Origin of the sequence: Caulobacter vibrioides (genome assembly GCF_002858865.1) — a bacterium.
Taxonomy (GTDB): Bacteria; Pseudomonadota; Alphaproteobacteria; order Caulobacterales; family Caulobacteraceae; genus Caulobacter; species Caulobacter vibrioides.
This window is the reverse complement of record NZ_PJRR01000012.1, coordinates 1-16224: the sequence shown is the minus strand read 5'-3', so window position 1 is coordinate 16224 and position 16224 is coordinate 1. Positions and strand designations below refer to the sequence as shown.

At 67.3% G+C, this 16224-nt stretch carries 14 protein-coding genes; 12 read left to right on the top strand and 2 right to left on the bottom strand.

The features are described from left to right. Positions 1-3: 3 nt before the first annotated feature. Complete coding sequence (locus tag CVUC_RS06615; protein ID WP_096032297.1) at positions 4-774, bottom strand: TOBE domain-containing protein; 771 nt, start codon at positions 772-774, stop codon at positions 4-6. A gap of 71 nt (positions 775-845) precedes the next feature. Here CVUC_RS06615 and modA point away from each other — a divergent pair, with 71 nt between their 5' ends. Together modA and modB are read left to right on the top strand one after the other, a co-directional pair. Then, on the top strand, positions 846-1604 hold the full coding sequence (modA, locus tag CVUC_RS06610; RefSeq protein WP_096032298.1) for a molybdate ABC transporter substrate-binding protein: 759 nt from the start codon (positions 846-848) through the stop codon (positions 1602-1604). Positions 1605-1606: 2 nt separating this feature from the next. Beyond that, complete coding sequence (modB, locus tag CVUC_RS06605) at positions 1607-2281, top strand: molybdate ABC transporter permease subunit (RefSeq protein ID WP_096032299.1); 675 nt, start codon at positions 1607-1609, stop codon at positions 2279-2281. 20 nt (positions 2282-2301) lie between these two features. On the opposite strand, the gene CVUC_RS06600 is transcribed toward modB, so the two are convergent. Next, positions 2302-3129, bottom strand: a complete 828-nt coding sequence (locus CVUC_RS06600; protein WP_164468264.1) for a LytTR family DNA-binding domain-containing protein — start codon at positions 3127-3129, stop codon at positions 2302-2304. A 62-nt stretch (positions 3130-3191) separates the two neighbouring features. Between CVUC_RS06600 and CVUC_RS06595 the strand changes: the two genes are divergently transcribed. The 10 genes from CVUC_RS06595 to CVUC_RS06550 form a co-directional block, all read left to right on the top strand. Beyond that, positions 3192-3752 (top strand): DUF2306 domain-containing protein, encoded by a 561-nt coding sequence (locus tag CVUC_RS06595; protein WP_096034717.1) that lies wholly within the window; start codon positions 3192-3194, stop codon positions 3750-3752. Between the two features lie 37 nt (positions 3753-3789). Further along, complete coding sequence (locus tag CVUC_RS06590) at positions 3790-4227, top strand: DUF2141 domain-containing protein (protein WP_096032301.1); 438 nt, start codon at positions 3790-3792, stop codon at positions 4225-4227. A 10-nt stretch (positions 4228-4237) separates the two neighbouring features. Then, entirely contained in the window at positions 4238-5689 is a 1452-nt protein-coding gene (locus CVUC_RS06585; RefSeq protein ID WP_096032302.1) for a carotenoid oxygenase family protein, read from the top strand. A 77-nt stretch (positions 5690-5766) separates the two neighbouring features. Next, complete coding sequence (locus CVUC_RS06580; RefSeq protein ID WP_024265528.1) at positions 5767-6477, top strand: TetR/AcrR family transcriptional regulator; 711 nt, start codon at positions 5767-5769, stop codon at positions 6475-6477. Positions 6478-6650: 173 nt separating this feature from the next. Continuing rightward, positions 6651-8891: a TonB-dependent receptor gene (locus tag CVUC_RS06575; protein ID WP_164468045.1), complete on the top strand. Its 2241-nt coding sequence runs from the start codon at positions 6651-6653 to the stop codon at positions 8889-8891. 68 nt (positions 8892-8959) lie between these two features. Continuing rightward, positions 8960-10276 (top strand): spinster family MFS transporter, encoded by a 1317-nt coding sequence (locus tag CVUC_RS06570; protein WP_010918225.1) that lies wholly within the window; start codon positions 8960-8962, stop codon positions 10274-10276. A gap of 329 nt (positions 10277-10605) precedes the next feature. Then, entirely contained in the window at positions 10606-11805 is a 1200-nt protein-coding gene (gene sucC, locus CVUC_RS06565) for an ADP-forming succinate--CoA ligase subunit beta (RefSeq protein ID WP_010918226.1), read from the top strand. Then, positions 11806-12690 carry a succinate--CoA ligase subunit alpha gene (gene sucD / locus CVUC_RS06560; protein ID WP_096032304.1) on the top strand — a complete coding sequence of 295 codons (885 nt, stop codon included), beginning with the start codon at positions 11806-11808 and terminating at the stop codon, positions 12688-12690. Between the two features lie 178 nt (positions 12691-12868). After that, positions 12869-15832 carry a 2-oxoglutarate dehydrogenase E1 component gene (locus tag CVUC_RS06555; RefSeq protein ID WP_010918228.1) on the top strand — a complete coding sequence of 988 codons (2964 nt, stop codon included), beginning with the start codon at positions 12869-12871 and terminating at the stop codon, positions 15830-15832. A 59-nt stretch (positions 15833-15891) separates the two neighbouring features. After that, positions 15892-16224 (top strand): biotin/lipoyl-containing protein (locus tag CVUC_RS06550; protein WP_336385814.1); only part of this gene is annotated, 333 nt, incomplete at its 3' end.

Below are 16224 nucleotides of genomic sequence, written 5' to 3'. Positions count from 1 at the left end.
GGTTTAGTCCACCGCCAGGATGATGTCGGCGGCGGCGATCGAGACGACGACGGCGTCGCCGGGCGCCAAGTCCCAGCCAGGCGCGTCCGCTCCGACCGTGGCCACCAGCGACTTGCCGACGGACAGACCGATCGTCACTTCGGCAGCGGCCTGACCGCCCTCGCGGTCGAGGATGCGCCCCTCCAGCCAATTTTCCGCTGGCGCCCCGTCCAGCCGGATGAAGCTGGACTTGATCAAGGCGATGGCCGGCCGCCCCGGCGCGAGGCCCAGATCCTCCACGCTGCGCCGGGTGACCCGGGCGGTGAGGCCAAGACCCTCGCCGACGTCCAGGGTGACGGCGGCGGTGACCTCGTCTTCGCTCACCATCGTCACGACGCCGCGCAGGGCGTTGCGGGCGCTGGTGCGCAGGCCAAGGCTCCAGAGTAGCTCGGCGTCGCTCGACAGGTCGACTTCCAGCCGCGCGAAGGCGGCGCTCACCTCCCGCTCGGCGGCGCGAAAGGCGCGGATCACCGCGTGACCCCGGGCGGTCACCTGCGCCGCCCCGCCGGCGCGTCCGCCCGGCGCGGCGCTGACCAGCGGCGCCTCGAACAGGTTGTTCAGCGCCTGCACGCCGTCCCAGGCGCCCTTGTAGGAAAGCCCTACGTCCTTCGCGGCCGCGCTGATCGCGCCGTGCCGCGCCACGGCCTCCAGCAAGGCGATGCGCTCCAGGCCCACCCGCGCCAGCCCGCCGCGCTTGAGGATCAGGGAGGCGCGGAAGTCGGCGTCGCTGCTCACTGGTCGGGTCTCGACTTCATCGTTATGTAGTTGGGCTGCATAACCGCTGCGCTTGGCTAGGGGCATATCAGATGATCGCTCGCCGTTCGACGCTGATCGCCGTCCTGACCGGCCTATGGTCGCTGGCGGTCGCCGGCGCGGCCCTGGCCGGCGAGACCAAGGTGGCGGTCGCGGCCAACTTCACCGAGCCGGCCAAGGCGATCACCGCGCGCTTCAAGGCCAGGACCGGCCATGACGCCGTACTCAGCTTCGGATCCTCGGGCCAGTTCTACACCCAGATCGCCAACGGCGCGCCGTACGAGGTGTTCCTGTCGGCCGATGTCGAGCGTCCGCAGAAGGCCGAGGCGACGGGGCTGACCGTGCCCGGAACGCGCTTCACCTACGCCACCGGACGCCTTGTCCTGTTCAGCCGGACGCCGGGCCTCGTCGACGGCCAGGGCGCGGTGCTGGCCAGCGGCCGGTTCGACAAGCTGGCCATCGCCGACCCCAAGGCCGCGCCCTACGGCCAGGCGGCGATCGAAACCCTGAACAAGCTCAAGCGCTACGACGCCGTAAGGCCCAAGATCGTCATGGGCGCCTCGATCACCCAGGCCTTTCAGTTCGTCCAGACCGGCGCGGCGGAACTGGGCTTCGTGGCGCTGTCTCAGGTCGTGGACGACAAGGGCGGTTCGCGCTGGATCGTGCCGGTCGCCAACCACAGGCCGATCGAGCAGCAGGCGGTGCTGCTGAAGACCGGCGCGAACAGCGACGCCGCCAGGGCCTTCCTGACGTTCCTCAAGAGCGCCGAGGCCAAGGCGATCATCCGCCGCTACGGCTACGAGGCGCGCTGACCATGGGCGAGGTGCTGTGGCTGACCGCGAAGCTGGCGGGGATCACCACCCTGCTTCTACTGTTGCTGGCCACCCCGTTGTCCTGGTGGCTGGCCCGGGGGCGCTCGCCGTTGCGGACGCCCGTCACCGCCATCGTCGCCCTGCCGATCGTCCTGCCGCCGACCGTGCTGGGTTTCTATCTGCTGATCGCCCTGGGTCCGAACAGTCCGCTGATGGCGCTGCTGCAGCCGTTCGGGGTGCGGACCCTGGCCTTCACCTTCGAGGGGCTGGTGATCGGTTCGCTGATCTATTCGCTGCCGTTCGCCGTCCAGCCGCTGCGCAACGCCTTCCTGGCCATCGGCGACGAGCCGCTGGAAGCCGCCGCCAGCCTGGGGGCCTCACGCGCGCAGACCTTCTGGCGGGTGGCCCTGCCGCTGGCGCTGCCGGGCTATGTCGCCGCCGCGATCCTGACCTTCGCCCACACGGTCGGTGAGTTCGGGGTGGTGATGATGCTGGGCGGGAACATCCCGGGCGAGACCACGGTGCTGTCGACCGAGATCTATCGCCTGGTCGAGGCGCTGGAATGGGGCGAGGCGCATCGCCTGTCGCTGCTGCTGCTGGCCTTCGCGTTCCTGGTGCTGTTCGTCCTGCTGGCGCTGGAGGCGCGGTCGAAGATCCTGCTGCGCACCCGGGCGTGAAGCCGCACCGACGTGATTGCTTAGAACCAGCCCGCCTCGCGCAGGGCCTTGGCGTAGGCGCGGCTGACGGGCGCTTCGAGTCCGCCTTTCAACCGCAAGGTCGCGCGCCCATCGGCCCGACGGGCGTCTTCGACGGCGGACTTCGCCACCCACCACGACCGGTGGGTCTGGGCGCCTTCGATGCCCTCCAGCTCGGCGACCGCGTCGGACAGGCGCATCAGGATCAGGTCCTGGCCGCGCGAGGTGTGCAGGCGCAGGTAATGGTCCTGCGCCTCGACGGCGTGGAGTTCGGCGCCGCGCAGCTTGACAGGCAAGCGCTCCAGGAAGCGCGGCGCGGCGGCGCCGACGGGCGCGGCGTGGGTTTCCACCGGCCGGCGCTGGACCAGGAAGTTCAGCGCGGTCATGCCGGTCGTGACGATGAACACCGGGCCCACATATAGCGACAGCGTCTGAGGACGGGGCGAGCCGTGGAAGGCAAGCTCGCTGACCAGCCAGACCACACCCGTGAAGGGCAGGGTGATGCCGATCACCGTGAAGGCGCCATAGAGCCAGGGGCGCGCGTCCGCCCGACCCTCGTGTCCGATCAGATGGGTGACCGCCGTGCCGACGACGGCGCCCGCCAGGCAGAGCCCGACCCAGTAGGCCAGCCGGACGCCCATCGGCGCGGCGTCGCTGCCGAAGGCGCCGATCAGCGCCAGGAACACACCGGCCGCCGCCGAGACTGCGAAGCCCCGCAGGCTCTGCCGTGTGGCCATGGCCATTCGCGAAGCGTGAACGGCGCCTGCCAGCCGTTCACGAAACGAGGCCGGCGACTGACGCAACGACGATTGAGGCACGGACCCGACCACTCCACCAAGGCTTTCGACGGCGAGGCGATCCACCGCCCCGCTCGAACCGGGAGTGAAGGAAGATGGACCCGCACGGCAAGTCAATCTCGCAGGCTTCGGATCGCTGGAGCGGTCTGCGTAACGCCGCTTTGGGCGTCGGCGCTGCGACGCTGATTGTCGCGCTGACGGCGCCGGGCGCTTTCACCGACCTTGGCGCTTTCGCCCAGCAAGTCCGGTTCCAGCCTCACGCGCCCGATTTCTCGCGGATCGCCGCCGCGCCGGCGGTGGTCCAGGTCCACCTCTTCTCGGCCCTGACCGCGCTGGCCATCGGCGTCGTCCTGATGATGCGGGTGAAGGGCACGACCCTGCACAAGCTGCTGGGCTGGACCTGGGTGCTGGCCATGGGCTCGACGGCGGTCAGCTCGCTGTTCATCCGCGAGATCAACCACGGCGCCTTCAGCTTCATCCACCTGCTGTCGGGCTGGACCATCATCGGTCTGCCGGGCGCAGTCTACGCCATCAAGCGCGGCAAGGTCTCGGCGCATCGCAAGGCCATGACCGGCATGTTCGTCGGCGGCCTGCTGGTGGCCGGCCTCTTCACCTTTCTCCCCGGTCGGCTGCTCTGGACCGTGTTCCTGGGCTGACCCTCCACCTCATCCGAACCCAAGAAGGACCAACTCCATGACCCACGTTCGCACGCTCGCCCTGGCCCTGGCGGCCGCTTCCATTATCGCCCCCGCCGCACGCGCCCAAGAGGCCCTGGGCGACCTGACCCTGACCTTCCCCGACCTCAAGGCCAAGCAGGGGCAGATCCTGATCGCCGTCTTCGACAGCCCGCAGGGTTGGGCGTCGGGCAAGCCGGTCCGTTTCACCAACGCCTCGGCCGCCAAGGACCCCGCCACGGCCAAGATCCTGGCCCTGCCGCCTGGCTCCTACGCCGTGCGCGCATTCCAGGATGTGGATGGCGACGGCAAGATGGCGACCAACCCCTTCGGCATTCCGACCGAGCCCTACGGCTTCTCGCGTGACGCCCAGCCGAACATGGGCCCGCCCTCGTTCGCCGCCGCCGCCTTCGAGGTCAAGGCCGGCGCCAACGCTCAATCCCTCCGCCTGAACTGAGAGCCCAGCCATGAACCGGCGTGACATCCTGCGCGGCGCGGCCCTGACGGGCACCGCCGCCGTCCTCACCCCCGAAACCCTCTGGGCCGCCGCCGCCAACGACTGGACCCTCGGCATCGCCGACGTCGAGGCGGACATCGCGCCGACCGGCCTGACCCGGATTCACGGCCGCGCGCCCGCCGACCTGACGGGCACGCTGTTCCGCAACGGCCCGGCCAAGTTCCGCCGGCCCGGCGGTGCGGTCGGCCACTGGTTCGACGGCGACGGCATGGTCCGCAAGTTCCAGATGGCGGACGGCCAGGCCCGGATGGCGGCGCGGTTCGTCGACACCGTCAAACGACGCCAGGACACCGCCGCCGATGCGGTGATCACCCCCGGCTACGGCACGGCCTCGGGACCTGGCGCTCGCCTGGGTTCGGCTGATGACGCCAACGCCGCCAACACCTCGGTGATGATGGCGGGCGGCGAGCTCTGGGCGCTGTGGGAAGGCGGCTCGCCGACGGCGATGGATCCCGTCACGCTGGAGACGCGCGGGTTCAAGGCGCTGAGTCCCGATATGAAGGGCATGCCGTTCCTGGCCCATCCGCGCGTCGAGCCGGACGGAACCGTCTGGAATCTGGGCCTGGCGGGCAAGCGGGCGGTGGTCTGGAACCTGTCGGCCGACGGCGCCCTGCGCAAGGCCGAGGTCATCACCCTGCCGCGCGCCGGCTACATGCACGACTTCACCGCCACCGAGCGCAGTCTCGTCATCATCCTCCAGCCCTGGGTGCAGGAAGGCATGAGCATGCCGATCGCGACCAACATGGTCTGGAAGCCGGAGCTGGGGACAAAGGTTCTGGTGCTCGACAAGAACGATCTTTCGAAGCGCCGCGTGTTCGAGCTGCCGCCCTTCTTCTTCTTCCATCTGGGCGACGCCTGGGAGGAGGCCGACGGGACGATCCGCTTCGACGCCTGCATCGACAAGGATCCTTCCGGAACGGCGGCGAACGGCGGGGCGATCGTGCGCGGCGAGTTCCTCAAGGCTCCGCCGCCGCGCCGGGCCATGATCACCTTGCGCGCCAATGGCCAGGCCGAGCTGGCCGCCGAAGCGGTCAGCGCCGAGTTCCCGCGCTCGGATCCGCGTTTTGCGGGTTTTGCGCGGCGCTATTCGGTCCACCTGACCAACGAGCGCCCCGATCGCCCCTTGTTCCAGAGCGTCGCGGTGCGGGACTGGAAGAAGGATCGCGACCAAGTCTTCGACTTCGGCGCGCGTCATCTTGTCGAGGAGATGGTCTTCGCCCCGCGCCCCGGATCGTCGGCGGAGCTGGACGGCTGGCTGGTGGGCACGACGCTCAATCTGGACGCCCGCGCGACCGAGCTGCACGTCTTTGACGCGGGCCACGTGGAGCGGGGGCCGCTGGTGACCTGGCGCGCGTCGGTGGCGCTGCCGGTCACGTTCCATGGTGTGTTCGTCGGCGCCTGAGCGAACGGCGGTCCTTGCCAGGGCCGCCGGGTTGCGCCTATCCGAGGGCGGAGCTTCATCAAGGCGGGCCCGTCCCCATGACCGCAACCAAGTCCCGCGCCCGCGCCGGCGGACGGGGTCGCCCGTCCAAGGCCAAGGGCCTGGATCTGAAGGAGACCATTCTCGACGCGGCCGAGGGACTGTTCGCGCGTCATGGCTTTTATGGCGTCACCACCCGCCAGGTGGCGGCCGAGGCGGGCGTCGACACCGCCCTGATCCACTACTATTTCGGCGCCAAGCGCGAGCTGTTCGATGCGGTGTTCCTGCGCCGGGCCGAGATCCTCAACCAGGCTCGCGAGGCGTCGATGAACGCCTATGTGAAGGCCAATGCGGGCGCGATGACCGTCGAGGGTGTCATCGAGGCCTTCATCGATCCGCTGCTGCGGATCTCGCAGGACGGCGGTCGGGGCTGGAAAAGCTACTTCGTCCTGGTGGCGCAGGTGAACAACACCCCAGCATGGGGCGGCGAGACCATGACCCGCTTCTTCGATCCGGTGGTCCACCAGCTGGTCGAGACGCTCAAGACGGTGCGACCTGAGGCGGCCTATCGCGACCTCTACTGGTGCTACCAGTTTCTCACCGGCTCGATGATGCTGACCCTTTCGGAGACGGGCCGCATCGACTCCCTGTCGGAGGGCGAATGCCATTCCAGCGATCTTGAGTCCGTCCGCCAGCGCCTGTTCGCCTATTGCGCCGCCGGCTTCGAGGCGGTGATCGCCAAGCAGAACAAGGCCCTGGCGAGCGGCTGATCCGCAACAGGCGCTTCATTTTTCATCACCTGATGAAAAAGGGCTGGCGTCCTGCGCCGGTTCGGGTGATGGTGTTCGCAATTCGCTGTTCGATGAATTGGCGGAGCTCCGAGCGCGCGTCCGCGAAAGACGGATCCGGCTCGGGAGGGCGGAACACTAGGGAGGGGAAACCCATGACTTCGATGTGGAAGGCCGCGCTGCTGGCTGGCGCTGCGTGGAGCACGATCGCCGGCGCCGCGTCGGCTCAGCAGGCCCCGGCCGCTGACAACTCGGTTTCGGTCGACGAGGTGACGGTCACCGCGCGTCGTCGCGAGGAAAATCTCAAGGACGTCCCCGTCGCCGTCTCGGCCTTCTCGGCCGAGCGACTGGAGCGCGCGGGCGGCACGGACATCACCGTCCTGTCGCAGACGACCCCGAACATCACGGTGCAGACCGCCCGCGGTTCGAACTCGACCCTGATCAGCTATATCCGCGGCGTGGGCCAGCAGGATCCGCTGTGGGGCTATGAGCCAGGCGTCGGCCTCTATGTCGACGACGTCTACATCTATCGCCCGCAGGGCGCGGTGCTGGATATCTTCGACATCGAGCGCATCGAAGTGCTGCGCGGCCCGCAGGGCACGCTGTATGGCCGCAACACCATTGGCGGCGCGATCAAGTACGTGACCAAGCGCCTGGGCGATGAAGCCGGCGCCAAGATCCGCGGCACGTACGGCAGCTATAATCAGACCGACGTGCTGGTGTCGGGCCAGACCCCGGTCGGCGGCGGCCTGTCGGTCGGTGGCTCGTACGCCCTCTACAAGCGTGACGGCTACGGCTCGAACCTGACCACCGGCGCCGAGCACTACAACAAGGACGTCGAGGCCTATCGTATCAGCGCTGAATACCAGCCGACCGAGGACCTGTTCTTCCGTCTGGCCTATGACAAGGTGGTCGACGACTCCAACCCGCGTCACGGTCACCGCGAACTTCCGGCCCTGGTCGGCGGTTACAAGGTTCTGGACATCTACGACACCCAGGCGGGCCTGGGCGACAAGAACCACGTGATGACCAAGGGCGTGTCGCTGACCGCTCAATGGAACGCCAGCGACACCGTCACCCTCAAGTCGATCACCGCCAACCGTCGCGGCCATACCGACACCGTCATCGACTTCGACGGCACGCCGCTGCCGACGCTGGACGTGCCGGCCACCTATGACGACCGCTCGTTCTCGCAGGAACTGCAGGCCGTCTATTCGGACGAAAACGTCCAGGGCGTCTTCGGCCTCTACTACATGAACAGCCAGGCTTCCGGTGAGTTCGACACCATCGCCGGCAACCTCGGTGTGGCCATCGCCAACGGCGGCAAGGTCAACACCCAGAGCTTTGCGGCGTTCTTCGACTTCAGCGCCAATCTGACCGACAAGTTCAAGGTCTCGCTGGGCGCCCGCGCCACCCGCGACGCCAAGCGCGCCAACGTCTATCGCTTCTTCTATCTTGGCGCGACGCGCACGCCGTATCAGGGCGGAACCCCGCGTCCGATCCTGCAGACGCGCACCAACTACAACGCCGAGAAGACCTTCGAGCAGTTCACGCCGCGCATCTCGGCCTCGTATGACCTGAGCGACGACCTGACGAGCTATGTCTCGTTCTCGAAGGGCTACAAGTCGGGCGGCTGGGACATGCGCGGCGACGCGTTCATCACCCCGCAGACGGTCAACGGCTACAAGCCCGAGGTCGTGAAGACCTACGAAGCCGGCCTGAAGGGCTACATGTTCGAGCGCCGCATCTCGTTCTCGTCGGCGGCCTTCCTGTCGAAGTACACCGACCAGCAGGTCACGACCCAGGTCGTGGTGCCTTCGGGCATCGCCAGCTCGGTCGACAACGCCGGCGCCTCGACCCTGTACGGCGTCGAGTTCGAAGCCAACGCCAAGCTGAGCGCCAACCTCTCGGCCAATGTCGCCTTGGGCTACATCCACGCCGAGTACGACACCTTCAGCCGCTTCGTGCCGGCCGGCGCGCCGAACCCGCTGAACCCGTCGACGACCCTGGCCACCGGCCAGATCGTCAACGTGGCCGATCTCTACGGCTTCCAGAACACCCCGGAATGGACGGGCAATGTCAGCCTGACTTGGCGCGGCGAGCTGGCGGGCGGTGATCTGGCGATCACGCCGATGGTCAGCTACCGCGACGCCTACCAGCAGTTCGAGCAGCCCCTGCCGCTGCTGGACCAGAAGGCCTTCACCCTGGTGGACCTGACGGCCCAGTGGACCGCTCCGGGCGGCCGCTACAAGCTGGCCCTGACCGGCAAGAACCTGACCAACGAGAAGTACCGCATCGGCGGCTACAACTTCGGGGTCCCGACCTACAACAACTCGGTGATCGGCTTCTATGGTCCGCCGCGCACTGTGGCCGCTTCGATCGAGGTGGCCTTCTAATCTAGGCGATAGCTGCTCGGGCGGGACTTGCTGCAACAGGTCCCGCCCTTTTTGTATCTGTACGGGCGTTGAGGAGGGCGAGCATGAGCGAGGACGTGAACAAGGCCGAAACGGCCGGTCGGGGCGGCCGCTACCGCTACGTGGTGCTGGCCATGCTGATCCTGGCCTACACCTTCAACTTCCTGGATCGGCAGATCCTCGGCATCCTGGCCGGGTCGATCAAGGCCGAGCTGCACCTGACCGACACGCAGCTGGGTCTGATGGGCGGTGTCGCGTTCGCCGCGCTCTACACCACGCTGGGCGTACCGCTGGCCTGGTTGGCCGATCGGGTCAGCCGCACCTGGATCATGACCGTGGCCTTGACCGTCTGGAGCGGCTTCACCGTCGTCTGCGGTCTTGCGGGCGGCTTCTGGAGTCTGTTCCTGGCGCGGATGGGCGTCGGCGTCGGCGAGGCGGGCGGTGTGGCGCCGGCCTATTCACTGATCGCGGACTATTTTCCCAAGGAGCAGCGGGCGCGCGCGCTGGCGGTTTACTCCTTCGGTATTCCGCTAGGCACGGCCCTGGGCGTGCTGTTCGGTGGCCTGATCGCAGCCTATGTCGACTGGCGCTTTGCTTTCATCGCCGTGGGTCTGGCGGGCGTCGCCTTCGCCCCGATCTTCAAGTGGGTGGTCAAGGATCCGGTGCGGGGCGGGCTCGACCGCGCGCCGGGCGAGGTCGCGCCGGCCGAGCCCCCCAAGGCGCCGGCGTTTGGCCAGGTGCTGGCGACCGTCATGCCCAAGCCCAGCTTCTGGCTGCTGTCATTCGGCGCGGCCTGCTCATCGATCTGCGGCTATGGCGTGGCGTTCTGGCTGCCGACCTTCTTCCAGCGCAGCTTTGGCCTCTCGCTGACCGACCGCGCGCTCTACTACAGCGCCCTGTCGCTGTTCGGCGGCGTGGCCGGCATCTGGCTGGGCGGTGTGCTGGCCGACCGTTTCGGGGCCAAGAACAAGGCCGCCTACGCCCTGGCGCCGGCCATCTGCTTCCTGGTGGCCCTGCCGTGCTTCCTGCTGGCGATGAACGTCCAGTCGATGGTCGTGGCGTTCCTGCTGTTCCTGATCCCGACCGGTCTGAACCTGGCGTGGCTGGGGCCTGTGGTCGCCGCCGTCCAGCACCTGGCGCCGCCGTCCATGCGGACCACCACCTCGGCCCTGTTCCTGCTGATCAACAACCTGCTGGGTCTGGCGGTGGGCCTGTGGTTCTTTGGCTATGTCTCCGACCTGCTCACGCCACGTTACGGCGCGGAGTCGATGCGTTATGCGATCTATTACGGCCTCAGCTTCTATGTCGTCGCAGCGGTGCTGCTGATCCTCGCCTCGCGGCGCCTGAGCAAGGATTGGGCCGAGTAGGGGGCGTCGAGCGAAGGCTCCTGACGCGAATCCGCAAGCGCTCAGGAGCCAGGGCCGCCTCGTCCCAAGGTTATGACAACGTTGCCATTGCCCGGCGGCTCCGGCGAGCGTCCAGGGCGAGCGATCCAGGTTCTGCATGGGACCGGTAACAATGTCGTTGCGTCAAGGGCTTCCTTGCCGCGCTCGCCTAAACGGGCGGCGACGGTGGCCTATCGGGCAAGATAACCGCGCAAGCCTTCACCTTATCGCCCACACGCGGTTGCGCCTGCGAAACAGCGCTCCTATAACCCGGCCACATTTCAGAAAGCCGTCGTCGAGACCGGGCCCTCATGAACATCCACGAACATCAAGCCAAAGCTGTACTCGCCGAGTTCGGCGCCCCCGTGCCGCGCGGCTTCGCCGCCTTCACGCCCGATGAAGCCGCCGCCGCCGCCGAAAAGCTGGGTGGGCCGGTCTTCGTCGTGAAGAGCCAGATCCACGCCGGTGGCCGTGGTAAGGGCAAGTTCGAGGGCCTGGGCCCCGACGCCAAGGGCGGCGTCCGCGTCGTCAAGTCGGTGGAAGAGGTTCGCTCGAACGCCGAGGAAATGCTGGGCCGCGTCCTTGTGACGCACCAGACCGGCCCGAAGGGCAAGCAGGTCAACCGCCTCTACATCGAAGAAGGCGCGGCGATCGCCAAGGAATTCTACCTGTCGCTGCTGGTCGACCGCGCGTCGAGCAAGGTCTCGGTCGTCGCCTCGACCGAAGGCGGCATGGACATCGAGGACGTCGCCCACTCGACGCCCGAGAAGATCCACACCTTCACCATCGACCCGGCGACGGGCGTGTGGCCGACGCATCACCGCGCCCTGGCCAAGGCTCTGGGCCTGACCGGCGGTCTGGCCAAGGAAGCCGCCTCGCTGCTGAACCAGCTCTATACGGCGTTCATGGCCAAGGACATGGCCATGCTGGAGATCAACCCGCTGATCGTGACGGCGGATGATCACCTGCGCGTCCTGGACGCCAAGCTGTCGTTCGACGGCAACAGCCTGTTCCGTCACCCGGACATCAAGGCGCTGCGCGACGAGAGCGAAGAAGACCCCAAGGAAATCGAAGCGTCGAAGTACGACCTGGCCTATATCGCCCTGGACGGCGAAATCGGCTGCATGGTCAACGGCGCCGGCCTGGCCATGGCCACCATGGACATCATCAAGCTGTACGGCGCCGAGCCGGCCAACTTCCTGGATGTCGGCGGCGGCGCCAGCAAGGAGAAGGTCACTGCGGCCTTCAAGATCATCACCGCCGATCCGGCCGTCAAAGGCATCCTGGTCAACATCTTCGGCGGCATCATGCGCTGCGACATCATCGCCGAAGGCGTGATCGCCGCGGTGAAGGAAGTCGGTCTCCAGGTTCCGCTGGTCGTCCGTCTGGAAGGCACCAACGTCGAACTCGGCAAGAAAATCATCTCGGAAAGCGGCCTGAACGTCATCGCCGCCAACGATCTGTCTGACGGCGCCGAGAAGATCGTCGCCGCTGTGAAGGGCGCCCGCTAAATGTCGGTTCTGATCGGTTCCCACACCAAGGTCATCTGCCAGGGCATCACCGGCGCTCAAGGCACGTTCCACACCGAGCAGGCCATCGCCTACGGCACCAAGATGGTCGGCGGCGTCACCCCGGGCAAGGGCGGTCAAACCCACATCGGCCTGCCGGTGTTCGACACCGTCGCCGAAGCCAAGGACCGCACCGGCGCCGACGCCTCGGTGATCTACGTCCCGCCGCCCTTCGCGGCCGACTCGATCCTGGAGGCCATCGAGGCCGAGATCCCGCTGATCGTTTGCATCACCGAGGGCATCCCGGTGCTGGACATGGTCAAGGTCAAGAAGGCCCTGCAAGGCTCCAAGTCGCGCCTCATCGGCCCGAACTGCCCGGGCGTCCTGACGCCCAAGCAGTGCAAGATCGGCATCATGCCGGGCTCGATCTTCTCGGAAGGCAGCGTCGGCGTCGTGTCGCGCTCGGGCACCTTGACCTATGAAGCGGTGTTCCAGACCACGAACGCGGGCCTTGGCCAAACCACGGCCGTCGGCATCGGCGGCGACCCGGTCAAGGGCACCGAGTTCATCGACGTCCTCGAGATGTTCCTGGCCGACGAAGCCACCAAGTCGATCGTCATGATCGGTGAAATCGGCGGCTCGGCCGAAGAAGAAGCGGCCCAGTTCCTGAAGGACGAAGCCAAGCGCGGCCGCAAGAAGCCGATGGTCGGCTTCATCGCCGGTCGTACGGCTCCTCCTGGCCGTCACATGGGCCACGCCGGTGCCATCGTGTCGGGCGGCAAGGGCGGCGCCGAGGACAAGATCGCGGCGATGGAAGATGCGGGCATCCGCGTCTCGCCGTCGCCGGCCAAGCTGGGTGAGACCCTGCTGGAAGTCCTGAAGGGCTAAACTAGACACCGAGACCCCGCCTCGCGCGGGGCCCAGGTTTTTTGCGACCGCCAGTCGACGATCCGAAAAAATCACCTGGGCCCCCGCTAAGCGACGGGCGCCCGGGTGATTGAGAGACTATATTTACGGGCTGTGCGGTAGCGCTCCCGTAAGCAGCGGATCTGAAGGCGACAAATCCATGGCGGACGACGCAGGCATCATCAACCAGGTCTTGACCGAGACCAGCTTCCTCTACGGCGCCAATGCCGCGTTCGTGGAAGACCTCTACGCCCAGTGGGCGGAGAACCCCGGATCGGTCGAGCCCTCGTGGAACGCCTTCTTCGCCAGCCTGCAGGAACAGGCCGACCAGGTTAAGCGCGCCGCGCAAGACCCGGCCTGGACCCCCAAGAAGGTTGCCACCGTCCGTCCGGACTGGCTGTCGGCCCTGGACGGCCAGTGGGCCACCGTCGCCCCCGCCGTCGAAGCCAAGGTCTCCAAGGCCATCGAGGCCAAGGCCCCCGCCGCCAGCGCTGAAGCCGTCCGCGCCGCCACGCTGGACAGCCTGCGCGCCATCATGATGATCCGCGCCTACCGGATGCGCGGTCACCTGGCCGCCAATCTGGACCCGCTGGGCCTGGATCCGCCCAAGGACGCCAGCGAGCTGGACCCGGCCTCGTACGGCTTCTCGGAAGCCGACTACGACCGCCCGATCTTCCTCGACTTCGTGCTGGGCCTTGAGACCGCGACGATCCGCGAGATCCTGTCGATCGTCCGCCGCACCTACTGCGGCAATGTCGGCGTGCAGTACATGCACATCTCCGACCCGGCCGAGAAGGCCTGGCTGCAGGAGCGCATCGAGGGCCGCGACAAGGAAATCACCTTCTCGAAGGAAGGCAAGGTCGCCATCCTGAAGAAGCTGATCGAGGCCGAGGGCTTCGAGCGCTTCCTGCACAAGCGGTTCCCCGGCACCAAGCGCTTCGGTCTGGACGGCGGCGAGGCCATGGTCCCGGCGCTGGAGCAGATCATCAAGCGCGGCGGCGCGCTGGGCGTGAAGGACATCGTCCTGGGCATGCCGCACCGCGGCCGTCTGAACGTGCTGGCCGCCGTGATGGGCAAGCCCTACCACGTCATCTTCCACGAGTTCCAAGGCGGCTCGTCGGTGCCCTCGGACGTCGAGGGCTCGGGCGACGTGAAGTATCACATGGGCGCCTCGTCGGACCGTGAGTTCGACGACAACAAGGTCCACCTGTCGCTGACCGCCAACCCGTCGCACCTGGAAATCGTCAACCCGGTCGTGATCGGCAAGGCCCGCGCCAAGCAGGCCTTCACCCTGCGCGAACAGCCGGACGCGGGCCGTGGCCACGTGCTGCCGCTGCTGCTGCACGGCGACGCCGCGTTCGCCGGCCAGGGCGTGGTGGCCGAGTGCTTCACCCTGTCGGGCCTGAAGGGCTACCGCACGGGCGGCACCATCCACTTCATCGTCAACAACCAGATCGGCTTCACCACCAGCCCGCGCTATTCGCGCAGCTCGCCCTATCCCAGCGATATGGCGCTGATGGTCGAGGCGCCGATCTTCCACGTGAACGGCGATGATCCCGAAGCCGTCGTCTTCGCCGCCAAGGTCTCGACCGAGTACCGGCAGAAGTTCGGCAAGGACGTGGTCATCGACATGGTCTGCTACCGTCGCTTCGGTCACAACGAAGGCGACGATCCGACCATGACGTCGCCGCTGATGTACGCGAAGATCAAGGGCCACCCCTCGACCCGCGAACTCTATTCGAACCGCCTGATCGGCGAGGGCGTCATCACCCAGGCCGACTGCGACAGCTGGGTTTCGGAGTTCGAGAAGTTCCTCGACGCCGAGTTCGACGCCGGCAAGATCTACAAGCCCAACAAGGCCGACTGGCTGGACGGCAAGTGGGCCGGCCTGACCCTGCCGGGCGACGAGGATCGCCGCGGCAAGACCGCCTTCCCCAAGACCCGCCTGCTGGAACTGGGCCGCCTGATCACGGCGATCCCCGAGCGGATCGACGCCCACAAGACCGTGCGCCGCGCCATCGAGAACCGTCGCGACGCGTTCGAGAAGGGCGAGGGCATCGACTGGGGCGCGGCCGAGCACCTGGCCTTCGCCACCCTGCTGGACGAAGGCATCCCGGTCCGCCTGTCGGGCCAGGACTCCGTGCGCGGCACCTTCACCCAGCGCCATTCGGACATCATCGACCAGAAGACCGAAGAGCACTACACACCGCTCAACAACATCCGCGCCGGCCAGGCCCACTATGAAGTGATCGACTCGGCCCTGTCGGAAGAGGCGGTGCTGGGCTTCGAATACGGCTTCTCGCTGGCCGAGCCGAACACCCTGACGCTTTGGGAAGGCCAGTTCGGCGACTTCGTGAACGGCGCCCAGGTCGTGATCGACCAGTTCATCAGCTCGGGCGAGCGCAAGTGGCTGCGGATGAGCGGCCTCGTCATGCTGCTGCCGCACGGCTATGAAGGCCAGGGTCCCGAGCACAGCTCGGCGCGTCTGGAGCGCTTCCTGCAGTCGTGCGCCGAAGACAACATGCAGGTCGTCAACTGCACGACGCCGGCCAACTACTTCCACGCCCTGCGTCGCCAGATGCACCGCGAGTTCCGCAAGCCGCTGATCGTGATGGCGCCCAAGAGCCTGCTGCGCCACAAGCGCGCGGTCTCGAACCTGTCGGACTTCGCCGAGGGCTCGGCCTTCCACCGCGTGATGGTGGACGGCGCCGAGGCCGGTTGCGACGTCGGCGGGATCACGCTGAAGAGCGACGACAAGATCAAGCGCGTCATCGTCTGCTCGGGCAAGGTCTATTTCGACCTCGTCGACCAGCGCGCCAAGCTTGGCCGTGACGACGTCTATCTGCTGCGTCTGGAGCAGTTCTATCCGTGGCCGATGAAGTCGCTGATGAACGTGCTCTCCCGCTTCAAGAACGCCGACCTGATCTGGTGTCAGGAAGAGCCCCGCAACATGGGCGGCTGGACGTTTGTTGATCCGTGGCTGGAACTGACGCTCGACAAGCTGGACATCAAGGCCAAGCGCGCCAAGTACGTCGGCCGCCCGGCCTCGGCCTCGACGGCCGCCGGTCTGATGAGCCGCCACCTGAAAGAGCTCGAAACCTTCCTCAACGAGGCCTTCGCGTAAGCGAAGGGCTCGTACCCAAGAAACCCGCCGGACCAAGCAAGAGAGACTCGGAAAGCCCCATGGCCGACATCAATACGCCCGCCCTCGGCGAATCCGTCACCGAAGCCACGGTGGCGCGCTGGACCAAGAAGGTCGGTGAGGCCGTGAAGAAGGACGAGATCCTCGTCGAGCTGGAAACCGACAAGGTTTCGCTCGAGGTGGCCTCGCCCGCCGACGGCGTGCTGTCGGCGATCGGCGCTGCGGAAGGCGCGACCGTCGTTCCGGGCACGGTGCTGGGCGTCGTCGCCGAAGGCGCGACCGCCTCGGCCGCGCCGGCCGCGCCGGCCGCCGCGCCCGCGCCCAAGGCTGAAGCGCCCAAGCCGGCTCCGGCTGCCCCGGCCCCGGCCCCGGCC